Annotated in this window: 18 protein-coding genes; 10 read left to right on the top strand and 8 right to left on the bottom strand. The window is 68.4% G+C overall.

Annotated elements, in window-relative coordinates; all coding sequences use genetic code 11:
• Nucleotides 1–17: 17 nt before the first annotated feature.
• Nucleotides 18–1,748 carry a sensor histidine kinase gene (locus tag ACWPXK_RS18410; protein WP_454197362.1) on the bottom strand — a complete coding sequence of 577 codons (1,731 nt, stop codon included), beginning with the start codon at nucleotides 1,746–1,748 and terminating at the stop codon, nucleotides 18–20.
• Between the two features lie 143 nt (nucleotides 1,749–1,891).
• The gene (locus ACWPXK_RS18405; RefSeq protein ID WP_454197361.1) at nucleotides 1,892–2,548 is read right to left on the bottom strand and encodes a response regulator; all 657 of its coding nucleotides are present in this window, start codon (nucleotides 2,546–2,548) and stop codon (nucleotides 1,892–1,894) included.
• A gap of 280 nt (nucleotides 2,549–2,828) precedes the next feature.
• Here ACWPXK_RS18405 and ACWPXK_RS18400 point away from each other — a divergent pair, with 280 nt between their 5' ends.
• From ACWPXK_RS18400 to ACWPXK_RS18390, 3 genes are read left to right on the top strand one after another with little or no spacing between them, the layout of a single operon-like run.
• Complete coding sequence (locus ACWPXK_RS18400; protein ID WP_454197360.1) at nucleotides 2,829–3,848, top strand: Acg family FMN-binding oxidoreductase; 1,020 nt, start codon at nucleotides 2,829–2,831, stop codon at nucleotides 3,846–3,848.
• Nucleotides 3,737–4,453 carry an Rv1733c family protein gene (locus tag ACWPXK_RS18395; RefSeq protein ID WP_454197359.1) on the top strand — a complete coding sequence of 239 codons (717 nt, stop codon included), beginning with the start codon at nucleotides 3,737–3,739 and terminating at the stop codon, nucleotides 4,451–4,453. Before ACWPXK_RS18400 ends, ACWPXK_RS18395 begins: the two co-directional genes overlap by 112 nt.
• Nucleotides 4,454–4,475: 22 nt before the next feature.
• Nucleotides 4,476–5,843: a wax ester/triacylglycerol synthase family O-acyltransferase gene (locus tag ACWPXK_RS18390; protein WP_454197358.1), complete on the top strand. Its 1,368-nt coding sequence runs from the start codon at nucleotides 4,476–4,478 to the stop codon at nucleotides 5,841–5,843.
• A 25-nt stretch (nucleotides 5,844–5,868) separates the two neighbouring features.
• Here the strand turns inward: ACWPXK_RS18390 and ACWPXK_RS18385 are convergent, their stop codons facing one another.
• From ACWPXK_RS18385 to ACWPXK_RS18375, 3 genes are all read right to left on the bottom strand, one after another.
• Nucleotides 5,869–6,522, bottom strand: a complete 654-nt coding sequence (locus ACWPXK_RS18385) for a DUF2267 domain-containing protein (RefSeq protein ID WP_364336432.1) — start codon at nucleotides 6,520–6,522, stop codon at nucleotides 5,869–5,871.
• Nucleotides 6,523–6,533: 11 nt separating this feature from the next.
• On the bottom strand, nucleotides 6,534–6,707 hold the full coding sequence (locus ACWPXK_RS18380) for a hypothetical protein (RefSeq protein ID WP_454197357.1): 174 nt from the start codon (nucleotides 6,705–6,707) through the stop codon (nucleotides 6,534–6,536).
• A 141-nt stretch (nucleotides 6,708–6,848) separates the two neighbouring features.
• The gene (locus tag ACWPXK_RS18375; protein ID WP_454197356.1) at nucleotides 6,849–7,733 is read right to left on the bottom strand and encodes a DUF302 domain-containing protein; all 885 of its coding nucleotides are present in this window, start codon (nucleotides 7,731–7,733) and stop codon (nucleotides 6,849–6,851) included.
• 196 nt (nucleotides 7,734–7,929) lie between these two features.
• Here ACWPXK_RS18375 and ACWPXK_RS18370 point away from each other — a divergent pair, with 196 nt between their 5' ends.
• The 3 genes from ACWPXK_RS18370 to ACWPXK_RS18360 all read left to right on the top strand — a co-directional run bounded on the left by ACWPXK_RS18370 (nucleotide 7,930) and on the right by ACWPXK_RS18360 (nucleotide 11,859).
• Nucleotides 7,930–8,412: an adenosine-specific kinase gene (locus tag ACWPXK_RS18370; protein ID WP_454197355.1), complete on the top strand. Its 483-nt coding sequence runs from the start codon at nucleotides 7,930–7,932 to the stop codon at nucleotides 8,410–8,412.
• A 119-nt stretch (nucleotides 8,413–8,531) separates the two neighbouring features.
• Complete coding sequence (locus tag ACWPXK_RS18365) at nucleotides 8,532–11,330, top strand: AMP-binding protein (RefSeq protein WP_454197354.1); 2,799 nt, start codon at nucleotides 8,532–8,534, stop codon at nucleotides 11,328–11,330.
• 148 nt (nucleotides 11,331–11,478) lie between these two features.
• Complete coding sequence (locus ACWPXK_RS18360) at nucleotides 11,479–11,859, top strand: hypothetical protein (protein WP_454197353.1); 381 nt, start codon at nucleotides 11,479–11,481, stop codon at nucleotides 11,857–11,859.
• Between the two features lie 14 nt (nucleotides 11,860–11,873).
• On the opposite strand, the gene ACWPXK_RS18355 is transcribed toward ACWPXK_RS18360, so the two are convergent.
• Complete coding sequence (locus ACWPXK_RS18355) at nucleotides 11,874–12,044, bottom strand: hypothetical protein (RefSeq protein ID WP_454197352.1); 171 nt, start codon at nucleotides 12,042–12,044, stop codon at nucleotides 11,874–11,876.
• 45 nt (nucleotides 12,045–12,089) lie between these two features.
• Here ACWPXK_RS18355 and ACWPXK_RS18350 point away from each other — a divergent pair, with 45 nt between their 5' ends.
• The gene (locus ACWPXK_RS18350; RefSeq protein WP_454197351.1) at nucleotides 12,090–13,001 is read left to right on the top strand and encodes an ABC transporter ATP-binding protein; all 912 of its coding nucleotides are present in this window, start codon (nucleotides 12,090–12,092) and stop codon (nucleotides 12,999–13,001) included.
• A complete protein-coding gene (locus tag ACWPXK_RS18345; protein WP_454197350.1) occupies nucleotides 12,998–14,605 on the top strand; it encodes an ABC transporter permease in 1,608 nt (535 codons plus the stop codon). The genes ACWPXK_RS18350 and ACWPXK_RS18345 overlap by 4 nt, the downstream gene beginning before the upstream one ends.
• A gap of 52 nt (nucleotides 14,606–14,657) precedes the next feature.
• Here the strand turns inward: ACWPXK_RS18345 and ACWPXK_RS18340 are convergent, their stop codons facing one another.
• Together ACWPXK_RS18340 and ACWPXK_RS18335 are read right to left on the bottom strand one after the other, a co-directional pair.
• Nucleotides 14,658–14,903: a hypothetical protein gene (locus tag ACWPXK_RS18340; RefSeq protein ID WP_454197349.1), complete on the bottom strand. Its 246-nt coding sequence runs from the start codon at nucleotides 14,901–14,903 to the stop codon at nucleotides 14,658–14,660.
• A 217-nt stretch (nucleotides 14,904–15,120) separates the two neighbouring features.
• On the bottom strand, nucleotides 15,121–15,984 hold the full coding sequence (locus ACWPXK_RS18335; protein WP_454197348.1) for a universal stress protein: 864 nt from the start codon (nucleotides 15,982–15,984) through the stop codon (nucleotides 15,121–15,123).
• Between the two features lie 302 nt (nucleotides 15,985–16,286).
• Here ACWPXK_RS18335 and ACWPXK_RS18330 point away from each other — a divergent pair, with 302 nt between their 5' ends.
• Both ACWPXK_RS18330 and ACWPXK_RS18325 read left to right on the top strand, forming a co-directional pair.
• Nucleotides 16,287–17,999, top strand: coding sequence for a SulP family inorganic anion transporter (locus ACWPXK_RS18330; RefSeq protein ID WP_454197347.1), 1,713 nt, complete (start codon nucleotides 16,287–16,289; stop codon nucleotides 17,997–17,999).
• A gap of 69 nt (nucleotides 18,000–18,068) precedes the next feature.
• Nucleotides 18,069–18,968 (top strand): universal stress protein, encoded by a 900-nt coding sequence (locus tag ACWPXK_RS18325; protein ID WP_454197346.1) that lies wholly within the window; start codon nucleotides 18,069–18,071, stop codon nucleotides 18,966–18,968.
• The last annotated feature ends 552 nt before the right edge of the window (nucleotides 18,969–19,520 follow it).

Here is a 19,520-nt window from a genome sequence, read left to right as displayed (position 1 = left end):
GGTCGCCGAGCCGATGCTCAGCGCAGGGGGACCTTCCAGCACAGCCGAGTCCCGGCCGTGTTTCCCTCCGGGCCGGTGCCGGAGCCGATCGTGAAGGTACCGTCCGACTCCTCGGCGCGCCGGGCCAGGTTCGTCAAACCGCTGGGGGTGACCTTCTCCGGCATTCCGCATCCGTCGTCCTCGACGAGGATGGTCAGGTCATCGGCGACCGCGATTTCGACCGAGACCGACTGGGCGCCGGAGTGCCGGACGGCGTTGCTGACCGCCTCGCGCACCACGGCTTCCGCGTGGTCGGCCAGTTCGGGTTCGATCACCGACAGCGGGCCGGCGATGTGGACGGAGGTGCGGATCGCGCTGGCGGCAGTCTGCTGCCGGATCGCCTCCTCGATACGCTGCCGGACTCGCGCGCTGTGGCCGTTGCCGCCGTGCAGGTCGAAGATCGAGGTCCGGATCTCCTGGACGACCTCCTGCAGGTCGTTGATCGCCTCGGTAAGCCGTTCCCGCACTTCCGGCACGCGTGACCGGGGCACGGTGCCCTGGAGGTTGAGGCCGACGGCGAACAGCCGCTGGATGACGTGGTCGTGCAGGTCCCGGGCGATGCGGTCGCGGTCGGACAGAATGTCCAGTTCACGCATGCGTCGTTGCGCGTCGGCCAATTGCATCGCCAGCGCCGCCTGGTTGGTGAAGGCGGCGGTCAATGCGAGAGTCTCGTCGTCGTACGGCGCCGACTCCACCGAACGCAGCGCTACCAGCACACCGACGGTGGAGTCGGATGTCTGCATGGGCAGGACAAGCGCCGGCCCCGCGTCCGGGAAGATCTTGCCGAGATCGGCGCGGCGTGAGTCGTCCAGGCGCTGTGGCGCACGCAGCCGGAACGCCTCGCCGATCGTGGCGTCTCCGGAGGGCAGCTTCACCGGCCGCTGGCGGTCCTCGGTGCCGGCGGCGTGCGTGATCAGGAGTTCGGTGATGTCGTCCGACCCGCTCTCGGGGTCCGGGACGACAGCGAGAAACGCCCGCTCCGAGCGGGTGAGCCGGCGGGTCGCGTCGACGAGATGCGCCAAGACCTGGTCGGACGCGGTGCCCGCGAGGAATTCGGTCGTGATGTCGCGAGTGGCCTCGATCCAGGCCTGCCGGGTGCGCGCGGATTCGTAGAGGTGCGCGTTGTCGATGGCGATACCTGCCGCCGCCGCCAACGCTCGCACGATGACCTCGTCGTCCTCGGTGAACGGCTGGCCGTTGGCCTTTTCCGTCAGGTACAGGTTGCCGAAGACCTGGTCGCGAATGCGGACGGGGACGCCGAGAAAGGTGCGCATCGGCGGATGGTGCCCCGGGAACCCGACCGAGGACGGATGGTCTGCGAGGTTGTCCAGGCGGATCGGTTTGGGCTGGCTGAACAGCAGCCCGAGCACACCGTGGCCCTGGGGGAGATCACCGATCCGTTTCCTGGTCGGTTCATCGATGCCTTCGTAGATGAACTGGGTGAGTTGCTGGTCGTGGCCCCGGATGCCGAGCGCGCCGTAGCGGGCATCGACGAGTGAGGTGGCCGTGTGCACGATCGTGCGCAGGGTGCGATCGAGATCGAGGCCGGAGGTGACCGACAGCATCGCCTCGATCAGGCCGTCCATCCGATCGCGGGCGTCGATGATCTGCTCGATGCGATCCTTGACTTCGGCCAGCAGTTCCCGGAGCCGTAGCTGCGACAGCGTGTCGCGCACCGAGTAGGTATCGGTCAGCGCGTCATCGGTCATGTCGACCGCTCCGAGTCCCGGACTGCGCATGGCAGGTGGCCATAGAGCAAGATTATTTCACGCACTGCTCGAAGTGAACGCTCGGCAATTCGGACGCGGGCTCGCTTGCCGCGCGACGGACCGCTCGGTGGGTGCGGCGAAGATCAGAAATCGGCGGTGGACCCGGATGACCGCGAGCGGAGTTTCGACGCGTAGACGGCCGCTTGGGTGCGCCGTTCCAGACCGAGCTTGGCCAGCAGCCGGGAGACGTAGTTCTTGACCGTTTTCTCCGCCAGGAACATGCGCTGGGCGATCTGCCGGTTGGTCAGTCCCTCACCGAGGAGGTCGAGCAGTTTGCGCTCCTGCTCGGTGAGTCCGGCCAAGGGGCCGTCGTGCTGGGTGTTCGCGCGCAGCCGTTGCATCAGGGCGGCGGCGGCGCGGTTGTCGAGCAGGGAGCGTCCTGCTCCGACTTCCTTGATGGCCTTCGCCAGCTCCATGCCTTTGATGTCCTTGACCACGTAGCCGCTGGCGCCCGCGAGGATGGCGTCGAGCATGGCTTGTTCGTCGGTGAACGAGGTGAGGATCAGGCACCGCAGATCGTCGAGTTTGGACAGCAGGTCGCGGCAGAGTTCGATGCCGTTGCCGTCCGGCAGGCGCACGTCGAGGACGGCGACGTCCGGCCGCAGCGCCGGGATGCGTGCGAGGGCCTGCGCAACATCGCCCGCCTCGCCGACGACCGACAGCTCCGGGTCCGCCGAGAGCAGATCGACCAGGCCGCGGCGGACTATTTCGTGGTCGTCGACCAGAAACACCGTGATCATCGTGGTGTCCAATCCGGGAAGAAGTGGTGGGGTCGAGATTACGCAGGGCAGTGGCCCTCTGGGTAAGGACCAAGGTCCCCTTCCGGACGACCGCTCGTCACATCAGCGACCGGCATCCTCGGCGTTTCGTGGCGGTGCGCGACGGCCGGCCGGTCCGTGTGGGCCGTTCCGTGGCCGGAGGGCCCCGCATTCGGTGACCTTCGACTGCTATCTGCGCCGCCGCATCGCGCGATGCTGAATGCAGGACCAAGCCGGTGCAGTCAGCTGGGAGGTGCATATCGTGGCTCAGTTCAACGCGCCCGTGATGTCGCGTGCACATCCCGACCGCGACACGCTTCACTCCGCGCTGGCTTCGGCGGTGCGGGCGCCATCGGTGCACAACACCCAGCCATGGTTGTGGCGAATCGGTGACCGCACCGTGCATCTCTATGCCGACGAGAGCCGATGGCTGCCGCACACCGACCCGGACGGTCGCGATCTGCTGCTGAGTTGTGGGGCGGCACTGCACCATCTGCGGGTCGCGGCGCGCGGACTCGGGTGGGAGACCGTAATCCATCGGCTGCCGGATCCGGCCGAGCCGCGGCATCTGGCTGTCGTCGAATTCCATGCCGCCACCACCACTCCCGAAGCGGTTCGGATGGCAGGAGCCATCCACCGGCGACACACCGATCGCCGGCGTTACGCCGCCCGGCCGGTGCCCGTCGCCTACGTGGAGACCGTCGCCGCCGGTGCCGGGCACGGAGTCCACGCGCGTTGCATCGATGCCGAACCGGCTCGAACCCAGTTGCTGCGGGCATTCGAGCAGGCGGCCTGGGAACATACCCGCGACTTCTCCTACGGCCTGGAACTCGCCCAGTGGAGCGGCAGGCACAGCGCACCCGGGCGGAGCGCCGTGCTGCTGGCCGCCGATCCGGCCGTGCGGCCGTTCTCGAATCCGGGACTGCCGCAGACGGTTATCGGCGATGTCGACGCCGCCGACCGCCTGATCGTACTCAGTACGCCCGGAGATGATCGTCTGTCGCGATTGCGGGCAGGCGAGGCGGCCAGCGCGGTGTTGCTGACCGCCACGACACTCGGTCTGGCCACGTGCCCATTGACGGAGCCGCTGGAGTTGACCGGCACCAGAAACCGGATCCGGACGAATGTTCTCGGCGACAGTGGTTACCCGCACATCGTCGTCCGGATCGGATGGGCGGAAGAAGGGGCGGGCCCCGTGCCCGCCACTCCGCGCCGCCCACTCGACGAAGTGCTGCATCCGCTGGACGCGGCCGTCTCCGACGCGGGTGCTCGAAAGAGGTGATCGAGGTGTCGCAGTATCCGTCGGCCGTGGTCCGTCTATGGCGATCGCGGCCATGGAGCGGCAATCCTCTGATGCGCGCCTCGGACCGGTGGGAGGCACTCGTGCGACTGCTGGCCGCGGCCGTGGTACTGCTCGCCGTCCCGGTGGCGGGCGCGGCCGGGACGGCCGGTTACACGTCCGCGGTCGAGCGGATCCGCACCGAGAACGCGGAGAAAGTCGCGATGACGGCCACCGTAGCGGGCGAACCGGTGCGGAGGGTGACGGCGGCCCGATACGAGGGCATCCAGGAGCAGCGTGAAGCACCCGTGCACTGGACCCGCGGCGGCCGCGAACACAGCGCGACCGTGGAGGTTCCCGGTACGACCGAACTCGGCAGCCGTGTCACGGTTTGGCTCGGCCCGGACGAAAGAGTGACCGCGCCGCCGCGGCCTTCTTCCGACGCGGCGTGGTCCGGAATACTGACCGGCTTGGCCACGCTGGCCGGGATATGTTGTGCCGCAATAGCTCTCATGCTCACTACGAGCTGGCTGCTGGGCCGGATCCGCAGCGCGGCCTGGGAGTCCGAGTGGCGGCGAATGAGCAGGCCGATCGGCAAGGACACGTAGTGACGCATCCGGAGCACGCACCATGACAGAACTACGACCCCTCGATTCGGGCTTCATCGAACTGGAGGACGCCGACCGTCATATCAGTCTCGGGATCGGCGCGGTGGCGCTCATTTCCGGTGCGCCACCGACTAGAGACGAGCTCATCGGCGTACTCGCAAGGGGCGTGAAACAGAACGTCCGCCTCCGGCAGAAGGTGCGCCGGGCGCCGCTCGACCTGGCCACGCCGGTGTGGGAGAACGACCCGAATTTCGATCTCGCCCACCACATCAGATGGACCGCGCTACCCGCACCCGGCGACGAGTCGGCGCTGTGCGAACTCGTCGCCACCGAACTGGAGGAGCGGCTCGACCGTGATCACCCGCTGTGGCAGTGCGTCGTGGTCGAACACCTCGCCGGGGACCGGTGGGCGCTGATCGTCAAAGCACATCACAGCCTGGTCGACGGCGTGTCGGGCATCTCTGTCTTCCAGAATCTCTGCGATCCGGTCGCGCCGGAGACCGACGAGGCCGCGCCCGAGTCCCGGGTCCGTACCGCGATGGAGTGGCTGGACGTCGCTCGCCAGGGCATACGACTGCCGGTTATCGTGCCGCGGTACCTCATCGGCGTGGCGCGCAGCCTGGCTCCCTTGGCTGTGGCCGCGGTTTCGCCGACCGCTCAGTGCTCCCTCAACGGCCCCATCGGACGGCAGCGCCGGTACGTTGTCGCACGGGCCGCGCTGCCGGAGGTCCGGGAGATCGGCAGGGCGTTCGGCGCCACCGTCAACGATGTCGTCTTGGCTGCCGTCGCCGCCGCGTACCGTGACCTTTTGCTCAGCCGGAACGAGCGGCCGACCCCCGACAAGTTGCGCATTCTCGTTCCGGTGTCGATGCGGTCGACGGAGGGGAAATACACGCTCGACAACCGCGTTTCGGCGATGCTGCCGTTCCTGCCGGTCAATGTGGCCGATCCGGTCGAGCGCCTGGACGTTATTCGCGCCCGGATGACGAAGCACAAGTCGCGAGGTGAGGCACGGGCCGAGAGTTCGATGCTCGAGCTGGCGGGGCGGTTGCCCTTCGCACCCATGGCTTGGGGCATTCGGCTGATGGCGCGCTTTCCCCAGCGAAGTGTCGGCGCGCTCGCGACCAACGTGCCCGGCCCACGCCACGAACTCACCATCAGCGGGCGGAAGGTCCTGGAGTTGCTACCGGCCGTGCCGATCGCCATGCGGGTGCGCACCGCGATCGCGATCCTCAGTTACGCGGACCGCCTCACGTTCGGCATCACCGGAGACTACGACACCGCGCCCGATATCGCCGTGATCGCCGACGGAATCGGCCGCGAGATCCAGCGGCTACGCGAACACGCCGAGGTACGGCGGCTGCCCCGGCCCGAGGCAGCCAGAAAGTGAACACCGACCGCGACTCGGCCCGATCTCAGCGTGTGGATGCGGCGGAGCCGGTCAGCCCTTCGGCGAGCAGGATCCGGTGGGCCTGCTGGGCCGCGGAGACCCGCGCGGCGTTGTGCGCCTCGCCGCCGAGCGGTTCCTCGAGGCCGCGAACCAGCGCCGCCACGGCGTCGGACAGCGCCCGCAGCCGGTTGTCGAAGTCGTCGAAGCGAGACGGCTCCGGTTGAGTGACAGCGGCCGCCGTCAACGTGCTGGCCAGGTCGGAACCGCGCAGGATGGATCGCAGATTCTCGGGCAGCAGCGCGAACACGTGGTCGAGTTGCCCAGGGGAGAACAGATCGCTGAGCGAGTCGGTGACCGCGCCGGCGAGTGCGACGGCCTCGTCGCGCGAAACGCCTGCCTCCGCGGCGAACTGGCTGAGGAACGACTGCACATCGTGCCGGACGGGGACGTGAGCGGGAACCCAGCCCTCATAGAAGATCCCGCGCAACAGTTCGGGCAGCTGGGCGCTCAGGTGCGCGGCCGCACTGACGCCGATGCGGTCACGCACCGAGTGCAGCCAGGCGCGCAAGGCCCGGTGCGCGAAGGGGCGGTCTTCGGTGCCGAGTCCGTCGGCGACAGCGCGCAGCCACTCGTGTGCGGTGTGGACCGCAGGGGCGAGGGGATCACGGTGATAGCTCATGGGTTCGCCTTTCACGGATGAGTCGAGATGGAGGGTGGCATCGGCAGCCGCTGACTCCGGGCGATGGTTTCCGTCCAGCCGCCGAGTGCCGGACCGAGCGCGACGCTGAACAACCAGACGTCGCGGCCGGTGAGTTCGTCGCGGTGGGAGCGCACGTAGTCGACGGCGGCGGGTAGGAGATCCATGGCCTGTACGGCATATCGAAGAGCTTGCTCGCGTCCGTCCGGTCGGGTGAGAGGCCTCGTGCCCGTGCCGGTGGGACCATCGTCACCGCTGGTCGCGCCGCGCGAATCCGCTGAGCACCGGTTTGGTGGGAGCGAGGTCGGTCACGCCGATGCCTGCGCCGAATCACGGAGGCTCTCCAGCGTGGCGGTGAGTAACCGACGCGCATCGACGGCGACCGGGCGCAACGCCGGCTGCGTGGTCACGCGCACCAGCAGATCGGGATCGGTGGCCTCGACCAGCGTGCCGGTGTCGACGGAACGCACCACCACGGTGCAGGACAGCAGCAGCGCAGCCTGGCGGTCGGCGGTCAGCGCGCGATAGGTGAGCCGGGGATCGCAGACACCGAGGAGCAGGTAGTTCTCGATCTGCTCGCCGATCTGCTCGCGCAGTGTTGCCTGAACGTCGACATCAGCGATCACGCTGAGCCCGTGATGCCGCAGGGCGTCTCGGGTTCGGCGCACGGCGACGTCGAACGGCGCGTCGAGATGTATGGCGATGGCCGGTGCGGGAGCCACCGGCAAACGGATCTCCGTCAGCAGCATCCGCGGATCGGTCACCTCGTCGGGACCGATCAAGTACGCCTCGGTCGGCGGGCCGGTCGTCCGATAGCCGGAGTTGTGCAGCCATTCCCGCAACGCCGTATAGGCCGCGCCGAGATCGCGGTAGCTGCCGCGGTGGCAGGTCCGGGCGACGAGCGTTCCCGGAACCACGATCACTTCCGCGCCGGAACTCGGGCCGAGCTTGGGCGCTGGTTCCACCGGTACGCCGAAATCCACCGCGATCGCCTCGGTGGCGGGCAGCTCTTGGTGAAACGTGATCGTCGGCGCGCCGCTGGCGGTCAATCCGGCGCGTTGGGCGATCTCGGTCAGTTCCCGCATTCCGTCGACGATGTCCTCCCCGAGCAGATTCGGGTTCGGACGAATCTCCCGTGGCACCCGCAGCACCGTCTCGGGTGCCGACTCCACCAGGGCCACCCGGTACTCCATCGAAGCCTCCTCGGTCTCGTGTGATGAGCGTGCGCCGCGCCGGTTGCCACTGCACAGGGGCGAAGGTCCCGCGATGGTGGGCATTACCGCCGTGCCGGGTGCGAGCAGCCGCCGGTCGCCGCCAGAGCCGAAGATCCCGTGCCACTGGGACCAATTGCCCTGACGGACGCGACGCGCCCAGTCGCACGATGTTCGGATGGAGTTGACTGCGGTGCGCATCGACAAACCGGACGATCTCAACGTGATCATCGGGCAGTCCCACTTCATCAAGACCGTGGAAGACCTGCACGAGGCACTGGTGGGGATCGGTCCGCATCTGCGCTTCGGGCTGGCGTTCTGCGAGGCATCCGGGCCGCGGCTGGTCCGTCGCTCCGGCAACGACGATGATCTGGTCGAGCTCGCCACGAAGAACGCCGTCGCGGTCGGCGCGGGACACTCGTTCATCGTGTTCCTGCGCGAGGGATACCCGGTCAATGTGCTCAATGCGATACGGCAGGTCCCGGAGGTGTGCGGAATCTTCTGTGCCACCGCCAATCAGGTCGAGGTGCTGATCGCCGAGACGGAGCTGGGAAGGGGCATAGTCGGCGTCGTCGACGGGACCGTGCCGATGGGTGTGGAGAGCCAGGACGACCAGGAAGACCGCAGGCAGCTATTGCGCCGAATCGGGTACAAGCTGTAGCACTGCCTCCCTCGAGGCGGCATGAGCTGGCGGCGCCGGGCGGGGACGCGCACACTCAGATCTGAGGACCACCGCACGGGCCGGTGGTCGACGCTGTCACGACGCAGGATGTAACGGGCATGGCTACCGGTGAAGAGGACGAGGACCTACTGCTGGCCGTTGTCCGGGATCTCGTGGCCGAGCGGCACACCGTGGACCGCGCCGCACGCGCGATGCTCGACAGCGAGTTGGAGCGCGATCTCGGGCTGGACAGTCTCGGCATCACCGAGTTGCTCGACCGTACCGAGCATGCGTTCGGGGTGAGCCTGGAACGCGGCGTTCTCGGCACCGTGACGACGCCGCGTGATCTTCTGACCGCCGTGCGCGGCGCGCCTGCGCGGAGCCGTCGGCAGTCCACGCCCATAGGGCACGCCGTACCACCGCCGATCGACCGGGCCCCGGACGCAACCGCCACCCTCTCCGAGGTGCTGTCCTGGCATGCCCGTACCCACGCCCATCGCACGCACCTGCGAATACTCTCCGGAGGAACAAGAGACGGGCGACAGGAGGAGGTCAGCTACGGCGAGGTGCGGTCCGCCGCCGCGACGGTGTCCGCTGCCTTGCTCGCCCGCGAGTTGCTCCCCGGTGACCGGGTAGCCATCATGCTGCCCACGGGCCGGGCCTACTTCACCACTTTCCTCGGTGTGCTCCTGGCCGGTGGCGTCCCGGTGCCCGTCTACCCGCCATCACGTCCGTCGCAGCTCGCCGAGCATCTGCGACGTCAGGTGCACATCCTCGGCAACGCGCAGGCTTGCGTGCTGGTCACCGATCCGCAAGCCGCGCGCTTGGCGCGGCTGGTGCGCGGCCAGGTGGAGTCGGTACGCCACGTCCTGACCCCGGAAGAATTGGCCGGGTACGGGGAAGCGGAAGGCTCGGTCCGCGGGGCGGGCGACATCGCTCTGGTGCAGTACACCTCCGGTAGCACCGGCGACCCCAAGGGGGTGACCCTGACCCACGCGAACCTGCTGTCCAATATCCGGGCGATGGGCGAGGCAGCCGAGGTCGCCGCCTCGGACGTGTTCGTCAGCTGGCTTCCCCTTTACCACGACATGGGTTTGATCGGCGCTTGGTTGTCCTGCCTGTACTTCGGGGTGCCGCTGGCCGTGATGTCGCCCCTGGACTTCCTTGCCCGGCCGTCGCAATGGCTTTGGGCCATCCACGCCCACCGCGGCACGGTGTCCGCGGCCCCGAACTTCGCCTACGAACTGTGTCTGCGGAAGATCGCCGACGAGGAACTCGATGGGCTCGACCTCGGGTCGCTGCGGATTCTCTTCAACGGCGCCGAACCGGTGAGCGCGGACACCGTGACCAGGTTCGCCGAGCGCTTCTCCGCCTATGGGCTGCACCGCGAGGCCCAGGCTCCGGTCTATGGACTGGCCGAGGCGTGCGTCGGCCTGACTCTGCCGCCTGTCGGCCGAGGGCCGATCGTGGACCGAGTCGACCGCAACCGCTTCCTGCGTACGGGCAAGGCGACGCGGGCCGCTGAGGACGACCCGGATCCGCTCAGCTTTGTCGGCTGTGGCCGGACGATCCCCGGTCACCGGATCCGCCTGGTCGACTCAGCGGGAAATGTGCTCGGCGACCGGCGTGAGGGCCGGATCGAGTTCTGCGGCCCCTCGGCCACCGCGGGATACTTCCGCAATCCGGGGGCAACCAAGACGCTGTTGCGGCACGGCTGGTTCGACACTGGTGATCTCGGCTATCTCGACGACGGAGAGCTCTATGTGACCGGCCGGATCAAGGATCTCATTATCCGGGCAGGCCGCAATCTGCACCCGGAGGAGCTCGAACGGGCCGTGGGCGATATCCCGGAAATCCGCAAGGGGTGCGTTGCCGTCTTCGCGACATCCGAGCCCACCGGCGGCACCGAGCGGCTGGTGGTGTTCGCCGAGACGCGCCAGACCGCGGCTGCCCCCCTGGCCCGACTTCGGGAACGGATCATCGGGGTCAGCGTCGACCTGCTCGGAACACCTCCGGACGACGTTGTGCTCGCGCCTCCGGGGACGGTGCCGAAAACCTCCAGCGGCAAGCTCCGGCGCGCAGCCACCCGGGAACGCTACGAGCGGGGCGATCTGCGCGCTCGTCCTCGGCCCGTGTGGTGGCAGCTGGCGCGGTTCACGGCGAGGGGCGCGATCCCCGGCCTGCGACGCGCGCGTAAGCTCGCCGCAACCGGGGCGTTCGCCCTGTGGTGCTGGTCGGTCCTCGTCGCGGTGGGTCTGCCGACACTGATCGTCGTGGCAGCGCTGCCCGGTCTCGGCGCACGGCGAGCCGTCGTGCGCGCGGCCACCCGCAGCCTCGCCCGGCTCACCGGAACCCCCGTCACCGTGGACCGAGCCGAGCGGCTCGCGCGGCTGAGCGTCTGCGTCGTGGTCGCCAACCACGCCAGCCTCCTCGACGGCATCGCGTTGTCCTCGATCCTTCCCGGCCGGTTCACTTTCGTGGCCGGTGAAGTATTCGAACGCATGCCGCTGGTCGGCTTCTTGCTGCGGCGGGTCGGTACTCGATTCGTCGAGCGGACCGAGCGCGAACACGGCGTGGCCGACACCCAGCACCTGATGGAAGCGGCACGGTTGGGCGAATGCCTGGTGGTGTTCCCGGAGGGCGGCCTCTCGCCGGTGCCGGGCCTGCGGCCGTTCCACATGGGGGCGTTCATGATCGCCGCGAAGGAGGGTCTTCCGGTCGTGCCGGTCGCGATCTCGGGCACCCGCGCGATGATGTGGCCCGACCATGGCGCGATCATCCGCCGCGGTGCCATCCACTTCGTCGTCGGCGAAGCGATCCTCCCTGCCGGAGACGGGTGGGATGCGGCCATCGGCCTGGAACGCGCGGCGCGCGCCGCGATTGCCGAACACTGCCGGGAACCCGACAGCACCCGGTAATGCGAATCGTGTGTCCCGTTTGTCAGGCAGTCTGATCCGGGAAACTCCGCCCGCGAGGCGGCAGAAGAAATCGGAATGGGGCCGATCGTCACGAGAATGGGTGATTTCGGCCCTGTCGGTGGGTGCCGGCGCCGACGATCCTGATCTCATGACCGAAAACTCGAGGCTTTCGGCGCCCGAACAGCGGCGCATCGCCGAACAGGCCCTGGATGCGCTGGCGCAACCTACCGAGCAGGTGCTCCTCCAGGTGCGGTGTGGGCGCGGTCATCATGTGGCGACCGTCTTCGATACGTCCGCCGGTGCGGTGTACCGGTCGGTGGTCGGTCCACATGCCCACGGTGATCGCGACTTCGTCGACACCGGGCACGGCGCCCACGGCCGTGGCACGCGATATGTCGACCTACTGGCGGCCGCCGCGATCGTCGACGACGGCCTACCCGCCTCCTGCGAATGCGGCCCGCACACACTGTCGCGCGAACGGCTGGCGCAGGCTATTGCCCACGATGAGCACACCCTCCAGTTGCCCTGACGCGCAGCCCCGGATCATCGTCGCCTACTGCGCGCCCCGGTGACCCGCACGACGGCTGCGACATCATCGCCGAGCGCGGCCAGGTCGCCGTGCGCCCCTGCGCAACCAACCGCCGACCCGATACCACCGTCGCCGCCCCACCCCAGGTGCTCGACCAGCTCTTCACCGGACAGATAACCCTGCATATGGCCGGAATATCCGTGGATACTACGGGCAGGAAGGACGCCCCGATGAGCGACTCCGCGATTTCCATCGCCGGTTTGACGAAATCCTTCGGCGCTACGAGGGCGCTCGACGGCCTGGATCTGACCGTGCGCACCGGGGAGATACACGGGTTTCTGGGTCCGAACGGGTCGGGCAAGACGACGACGATCCGGGTCCTGCTGGGGCTGCTGCGCGCGGACTCCGGGACGGTGCGCATGCTCGGCGGCGATCCGTGGTCGGATGCGGTCGCATTGCACGCTCGGTTGGCGTATGTGCCCGGTGAGGTCCTGCTCTGGCCCGGGATCACCGGTGGCGAGGTCATCGACTTGATGGGGCGGTTGCGCGGCGGCATCAATCGGCGGCGCCGTGACGAGTTGCTGGAGAGATTCGATCTCGACCCGCGCCAGAAGGCACGGGCCTACTCGAAGGGCAACCGACAGAAGGTCGCGCTCGTCGCGGCATTGGCCTCGGACGCGGAACTGCTGCTGCTCGACGAGCCGACCGTCGGCCTCGATCCGCTGAAGGAAGCCGAATTCCAGCGCTGTATCGCGGAATCGAAGAACGAGGGCCGGACCGTGCTGCTGTCCAGCCACATTCTCGCCGAGGTGGAGGCGCTGTGCGACCGGGTGAGCATCATCCGGCACGGACGCACCGTGGAAAGCGGCACCCTGTCGCAGCTGCGGCATCTGACGCGCACCACGATCACCGCCGAAACCGTCCGGCCCCCTATTGATCTGGATTCGGTGCCGGGTGTGCACGATCTGGTCCGCACGGGCACACGCGCCAGGTTCGACGTCGACGCCGCGCACTTCGACGCCGTCATGCGCATACTGGCCGATCTCGGCGTCCGCAGCCTCACCAGTACACCGCCGACCCTGGAGGACATCTTCCTGCGCCACTACGGCACCCCGGTCCCGGCGGTCGAGGAGAGACGGTGAGTGCCTCCTCGATGTCGCGTCAGATCACGGCCGGTGCGGGAACTCTGCTGCGGTTCGCGCTGCGGCGCGAGCGATTCACGCTGCCGTGCTGGCTGCTCGGCACCGCCGCGTTGCTGGCGTTCCAATCCCTGGGAAGTCAGCGCTTCTATGACACCCCGCAGAAACTCGCGCAGATCCGCGAGACGATGAGCGCCAACGCGGCAGCCATTGCCATGGGCGGGCCGACCCAGCTGCTGGACACCATCGGCGGCGAGATCGTATTCGAGATCTTCGCCTATCTGGCGGTCGTGGTCGCGCTGATGAACATGTTCCTGATCGGTCGGCATACTCGCTCCGACGAGGAAACCGGGCGGGCCGAACTGCTGCGTTCGGCGCGTGTGGGACGCCGGGCTCCGGCGGTCGCGGCGTTGGCGCTGGCCGGTCTCGCCGATGTCGCCGTCGTTCTGGTGGTCTTCGCTGCCGCGGTCGGCACCGGACTTCCGGTCGGCGGTTCGCTGCTGCTCGGACTCGTCACCGGGGGAGTCGGTATCAGCTTCGCCGCCCTCACCGCGGTCGCCGCGCAGATCTTCGAGAATCCGCGCAGCGTCTATGGAGCCGTGGGTTTGGCACTCGCGGCGGCGTACGTGGCCCGGGCTATCGGCGACGTCGGCAGCGGTGCCGCGTCGTGGACGTCGCCCATCGGATGGGGTCAGCGCAGCTACCCGTACACGGGCGATCGCTGGTGGACCCTGCTGCTGTTCGCCGCCGCGACCCTCGCGCTCACCGCCGTCGCGTTCGCCCTCCTCGAAAGGCGGGACTTCGGCGCCGGACTGCTTCCGTACGCGACCGGACGGGCGACGGCGTCGTGGGCGCTGAGTTCACCGCTTGGCCTGGCTTGGCGGCTACAGCGGGGCTCCCTGTGCGGTTGGGCCATCGGCGTTTTCGCCCTCGGCGCGGCATATGGCTCCTTCGCCGACAGCATCGAGGACTTTCTCGCCGACAATCCGGAAATCGCCGCGTACCTGCCCGGCGGCGTGGCCGACGCGGTGGATTCGTATCTGGCACTCACGGTCTCGATCGTCGCGCTGCTCGCTTCCGCGTTCGGTGTCACCAGCGTGCTGCGCGCCCGCGGGGAGGAGACCGCGGGCCGGGCCGAACCCGTCCTGGCCGCACCGGTCAGCCGCTACTCCTGGCTCGCGAGCCACGTTGCGGTCGCCGTACTCGGCGGTGCGTTCGTGCTGGCTGTCGGAGGTTTCGGCATCGGACTGGCGTACGGGTTGACGGTCGCGGATGCCGTCCAGCCACTCCGGATGACCGGCGTGGCACTCGGGTATGCGCCCGCGGTCTGGCTGGTTGTCGCGGTCGCGGCGCTCGCACTCGGCTGGTTGCCCAGGGCGGCCGTCCCATTGGCTTGGGCGGCCTTCGCCTACTGTGCCGTCGCCGTGCTGTTCGCGACCGCCTTCGATCTACCCAACTGGTTCGACGATGCGTCTCCGTTCACGCATACTCCGCGGATGCCGTTCGAAACCCTCACCGCCGCACCGATTCTCGTGATCATCGCGATAGCGGCGGCGGGCCTGGCGGTAGGTCTCGCCGGATTCCGCCGCCGTGATGCGGGGTACTGACCCCGGTCTCGCCTCAGTGGTGGTCGACGACGGTGAGAATATCCGTGAGTGGTCAGCGAGGGGTGGGTGGGATCATCTCGCTGTCCTCGGGCGCGGTTCCGACGCGGATCACCACTTGCGGCGTGGCCGGGCGGGGGATCAGGCCGGTGAGCAGTGTGCGGCCGGTCGGAAGTTCGGTGATATGGGTCAGCGCGCAGGTCGCCAGTCCGGCCGCGGTGCATTCCAGCAGTACGGCTGACAGTGCCTCGCCGGTATGCAGCCAGCGGGTGACCGAGTCGCCGTCGGTGCTGAGCACCACCAGCCGCGCGCGGTCTTCGAGCCGCGTGGCCGGGCGCTTTCGTCGAGCACATCGAGTTCGACCTCATGGGGTGAGCTGAGCATGCGTATCCGGGGCAGGATGTCGGCGAACCCCTCCGGTTCGTCCAAGGGCAGCCGGTCGGTGCGCCGCTGGTCGATGGCGAGCGCGCGAGGGTGGACGGCCTCGGGTGGGTCCGGCCACGGCCGGAACTCGATCGTCAGGTCGCCGACCTGGCGATGATCACCGGTACTTTCGCCCCGTGCAGCACGGCCTGGCTGACCGAGCCGAGGGTCATCCCGGCGAAACCGCCACGCCCGTGGCTGCCGACGACGATCAGTTGCGCATTCTCGCCCTCGTCGAGCAGTCGCTTGGCGGGGCGATCTTCGACGACGACGCGCCGCACCCGCACCTCCGGATACCTCTCGCCGTACCCGGCCAGGCTCTGGGAGAGCAATTCCTCGGCCTCTTCCCGCATTTCGGCGCGCGAGATGTAGCGGAAGAACTCCGACCAGGTGTGCACCGCGACCAGCTCGGCGCCGCGGTGCGCGGCCTCGTCGAAGGCGATCCCGATGGCGTCGGCGCTGCACCGCGAGCCGTCGACGCCGACGACCACCGGTCCGTCGAAGCCATCGGCCTTCTCCGGGACAACCGTGACCGGACATACGGCGTGCCGGGCCAGCGCCGTGCCGACCGAGCCCAGGATGCTGCGGTTGAAGACGCCGAGCCCGTGGGTGCCGATGACGAGCAGGCGTGCGGTCTTGGATCGGTCGCGCAGGACCGGAATCGGTGGCGCCTCCACCAGATCGGTAGTGATGTCCAGCTCGCCGACCGGGGCGCTGGTCGCCACGGCGGATTCGCGCGCGGCGTCGAGCGCGTCTCGTCCTTCCTGCCGGTACCTGTCGTAGTCGAACTGGGGGACCCCGATGCCGGGTCCGAAGTCGATCGGGGCGCCGATCGCGTAGACGATGTGCAGCGGTGCGCGACGGTTGGCCGCATAGGCAGCGGCCCAGCGCGCGGCGGCGAGCGCGGTCAGCGAGCCGTCGACGCCGACGAGGACGGGGGGATTGTTCTTGGGGGACATGTGTTTCCGCTTTCTGTTGGTCCTCGTGGGCGACCATGACCGGTCAGTGCGCGACGGCTTCCGCGATGAGGGCGGTTTGCCGACCATCGATTCGTCGCCGACTCGTGCGCGCATGACCTTTTCTCCTCCGCGCGGTGCGCTGTGAAACCGGAGGATTACGACGCTACGGCGGCGGGAAGCGAGCGCACAGGGCCCAACCGACGCGTGCCGTGGGACCTTCGCCCCCGTCGCCGTGCTGCCCATTGCCGGGCCGAGTCCGAGTTCGGCCGCCTTCGCGGCGGCCGGTAGGCGATGCTGGAACGGTGCTGGCACGTTCGCTCCCGGGAATCCGGCAATTCGAGGGTTACCAGCGGGCATGGCTGCGGTCGGACCTGCTCGCCGGTGTCACCGTGGCCGCGTACCTCGTCCCGCAGGTCATGGCCTACGCGACGGTCGCGGGACTGCCGCCGGTGGCGGGATTGTGGGCGACGTTGGGCCCGCTGGCTGTCTACACCCTGCTGGCGACATCGCGACAGCTCTCGGTAGGACCGGAGTCGACCACCGCGCTGCTCACCGCCGTCGCGCTGGCTCCGCTCGCGCTGGGCGACCCCGGTCGGTACGCCGCACTGGCGGCGGTGCTCGCGCTGCTGGTCGGCGCGTTGTGTCTGGCCGGTGCGGCCGCCCGGTTGGGTGTGCTGGCGGATCTGCTGTCGAAACCGGTCCTGGTCGGGTACCTGGCGGGTACTGCCGGGATCATGATCGTGAGCCAGCTCGAGGCGGTGACCGGGGTGCCGGTCGACGGCGAATCGAGGCTCGCGGAACTGCGGTCCTTCATTCAGAACCTGGACCACTGGCATGGGCCCACCGTCTGGCTCGCGGCGGCGGTGCTGACGGGTCTCTTGGTGCTGGCTCGGCGTGCTCCGCGGGCACCGGGCCCACTGATCGCGGTATTGCTTGCGACCGCGGTGGTGGCGGTCTTCTCGTTGGACCGCTTCGGCATCCGGGTGGTCGGCGCGATTCCCGCCGGGATTCCGGCGCCGGGGCTGAGCCCGGTCGCCCTGAACGACGTCGCGGCGCTGATCCTCCCCGCTGTCGGTATCGCGGTGGTGGGCTTCTCCGACAACGTCTTGATCGCCCGCGCGTTCGCGGCCCGCCATGGATACCGCGTGGAAGCGAACACCGAACTGGCGGCACTCGGCGCGACCAACCTCGCTGCCGGGCTGCTGCACGGATTCCCCGTGAGCTGTTCCGGCAGCAGAACGACGATCGCCGACGCCATGGGCGCTCGCACCCAGCTGTACTCACTCGTCACGCTCGGCGGTGTGCTCGCGGTGCTGCTCGGAGGCCGCGGCGTCCTCGCGGCTTTTCCGACCGCGGCGCTGGGTGCGCTGGTCATCTACGCGGCGCTGCGGCTGATCAACCTGCCGGAGTTCCGGCGTATCGCCCGGTTTCGGCGTAGCGAGCTGGTGCTGGCGCTCGGCACGGTCGTCGCGGTGCTCGGCCTCGGCGTGCTCTACGGTGTGCTCGTCGCCATCGCGCTGTCGATCTTCGATCTGCTGCGCAGAATCGCCCGCGCCCACGACGCGATACTCGGCTTCGTCCCCGGGCTGGCCGGGATGCACGACGTCGACGACTATCCCAGCGCGAAACCTGTTCCAGGACTGGTGATCTACCGCTATGATGCCCCGCTGTGCTTCGCCAACGCCGAGGATTTCCGCCGGCGGGCGCTGGCGGCGGTGGACTCATGGAGCCGTCGCGGAGAAACTCCCGTGCGGTGGTTCGTGCTCAACGCCGAAGCGAACGTGGAAGTCGACCTGACCGCGCTGGACGCGGTCGAACAACTCCGGGCCGAACTGTCCGAGCGCGGGATCGTCTTCGCGATGGCGCGCGTCAAACAGGATCTACGCGACAACCTGGACGCTTCGGGGCTGACGGCGAAGATCGGCGAGACGCACCTGTACCCGACGCTGCCGACCGCGGTCGCGGCCTACCACGCGGACCGGAACGCGGGGGCCGACGGCCCATCCGCTGAATGACCTTCGTCTCTGCCGGTCACCCGCACGAAGCGCGATGCTCGAAGCCGAGCGCAGCAGAGAGGACATGCCATGAATGTCACCGAAACCGCCTCGCACTCAGCCAACTTTCCCATCCTCGCGGCCGCGGACAGCTCACCCAGCTCATACCAGGCGGTCGCGTGGGCGGCCGTCGAAGCCGCATTGCATCACCGCGCGCTGCACATCGTCACCTCGATGGCGATCCGGACCCGTTTCGGGCCGGGCATCTCACTGGGGGAGTCCGACTTGGAGCGGTTGCGCGGCGACGGCGAACGCATCCTCACCGAGGCCACGCGCGTGGCCCGGACTGCCGCACCCGGCGAGGAGCCGGTCATCACCACCGAGCTGACCTTCGAACTGATCATCCCGCTGCTCATCGAGCGGTCGGCGCGGGCGCGGATGCTGGTGGTCGGCAGCCGCGGACTCGGCGCTTTCCAGCGGGGTCTGCTCGGGTCGGTGAGTACCGCGACAACACACCACGCGCACTGCCCGGTCGCGGTAATCCATGGCATCTCCGCGATCGACGCCGTATCGGCCCGGCAGCCGGTGCTCGTCGGCGTCGACGGAACCAGCAACAGTGTCCCCGCCATAGAGCTCGCGTTCGAGGAGGCGTCTCGGCGGAAAGTCGACGTGGTCGCGCTGCACGCCTGGAGCGACAGCAGCGGACTGGACGTGCCGGTCCGCGGATGGGACGGCGCGCGTGAATCCGCACAGGCGGTGCTGGCCGAGAGCCTCGCGGGCTGGGCCGATCGCTATCCGGACGTCGCCGTGCGGCGCATCCTCACCGCCGACCGTCCAGCGCGATCCCTGCTCGATCAGTCGGCGAACGCGCAGCTGGTGGTGGTCGGCACCCACGGTCGAGGTGGATTCGCCAGCATGGTGCTCGGGTCGACGAGCAATGCGCTGCTGCACTCGGTAGAGGTGCCCATGCTCGTGGTTCGTTCGCGGTGACCATCGAACCGGCACATCGACCGGCGCGGGACGTCCCGTGATACACCTCGCCGATTTCGGCGAAGCATTGTCCGGAGAATTATTGCCGCATGTATCGGATGCGGTCGGCGAATCCTGATCGAGGGCCGAGATCCCTTGCGCGTATTACTCATTGCACCATGGCCGATGCGCACCATGGCTGACATGCTGATCATTTCCGTCGCCAAGGTGTTCCAGAGTTGGCTGTTGACGGGCTGGTCCACCAAGCCTCGGCGGCGACCGTCCGGCACCGCCCCGGTTCTCGTCCTCGACCAGTGTCCGCTTGTCCGGTGGACCGGGTTGATCGCGGATACCGCTGCAACACAAGCCCTACCGCGTCCGGGACCCACGTAGGCCGATGACACTGGCCATCGCTTGCGTTCGAAAAGGCAATTCGATATTCCGGGCGTGCCATTATCGAAAACTATCGCTACGGATTACGGCTTTCCCGTATAACATCGGTGCCGCGTCGAGGAATGGAGCCGACATAGGGAAGGGACCGGATAGGAACGAAAAATCACTCGCTATCCGTAT

It is taken from the genome of Nocardia sp. Marseille-Q1738 (assembly GCF_965283145.1).
The sequence above is the reverse complement of the archived record's forward strand: the minus strand, read 5'-3'. Positions and strand labels throughout refer to the sequence as shown.

Coding starts and splice junctions, on each gene's coding strand:
- ACWPXK_RS18325 (WP_454197346.1), top strand. CDS start 18,069: ATGAATGTCACCGAAACCGCCTCGCACTCAGCCAACTTTCCCATCCTC.
- ACWPXK_RS18360 (WP_454197353.1), top strand. CDS start 11,479: ATGACCGAAAACTCGAGGCTTTCGGCGCCCGAACAGCGGCGCATCGCC.
- ACWPXK_RS18355 (WP_454197352.1), bottom strand. CDS start 12,044: ATGCAGGGTTATCTGTCCGGTGAAGAGCTGGTCGAGCACCTGGGGTGG.
- ACWPXK_RS18405 (WP_454197361.1), bottom strand. CDS start 2,548: ATGATCACGGTGTTTCTGGTCGACGACCACGAAATAGTCCGCCGCGGC.
- ACWPXK_RS18380 (WP_454197357.1), bottom strand. CDS start 6,707: ATGGATCTCCTACCCGCCGCCGTCGACTACGTGCGCTCCCACCGCGAC.
- ACWPXK_RS18375 (WP_454197356.1), bottom strand. CDS start 7,733: ATGGAGTACCGGGTGGCCCTGGTGGAGTCGGCACCCGAGACGGTGCTG.
- ACWPXK_RS18390 (WP_454197358.1), top strand. CDS start 4,476: ATGACAGAACTACGACCCCTCGATTCGGGCTTCATCGAACTGGAGGAC.
- ACWPXK_RS18395 (WP_454197359.1), top strand. CDS start 3,737: ATGGGCGGAAGAAGGGGCGGGCCCCGTGCCCGCCACTCCGCGCCGCCC.
- ACWPXK_RS18350 (WP_454197351.1), top strand. CDS start 12,090: ATGAGCGACTCCGCGATTTCCATCGCCGGTTTGACGAAATCCTTCGGC.
- ACWPXK_RS18385 (WP_364336432.1), bottom strand. CDS start 6,522: ATGAGCTATCACCGTGATCCCCTCGCCCCTGCGGTCCACACCGCACAC.
- ACWPXK_RS18365 (WP_454197354.1), top strand. CDS start 8,532: ATGGCTACCGGTGAAGAGGACGAGGACCTACTGCTGGCCGTTGTCCGG.
- ACWPXK_RS18370 (WP_454197355.1), top strand. CDS start 7,930: ATGGAGTTGACTGCGGTGCGCATCGACAAACCGGACGATCTCAACGTG.
- ACWPXK_RS18410 (WP_454197362.1), bottom strand. CDS start 1,748: ATGACCGATGACGCGCTGACCGATACCTACTCGGTGCGCGACACGCTG.
- ACWPXK_RS18335 (WP_454197348.1), bottom strand. CDS start 15,984: ATGTCCCCCAAGAACAATCCCCCCGTCCTCGTCGGCGTCGACGGCTCG.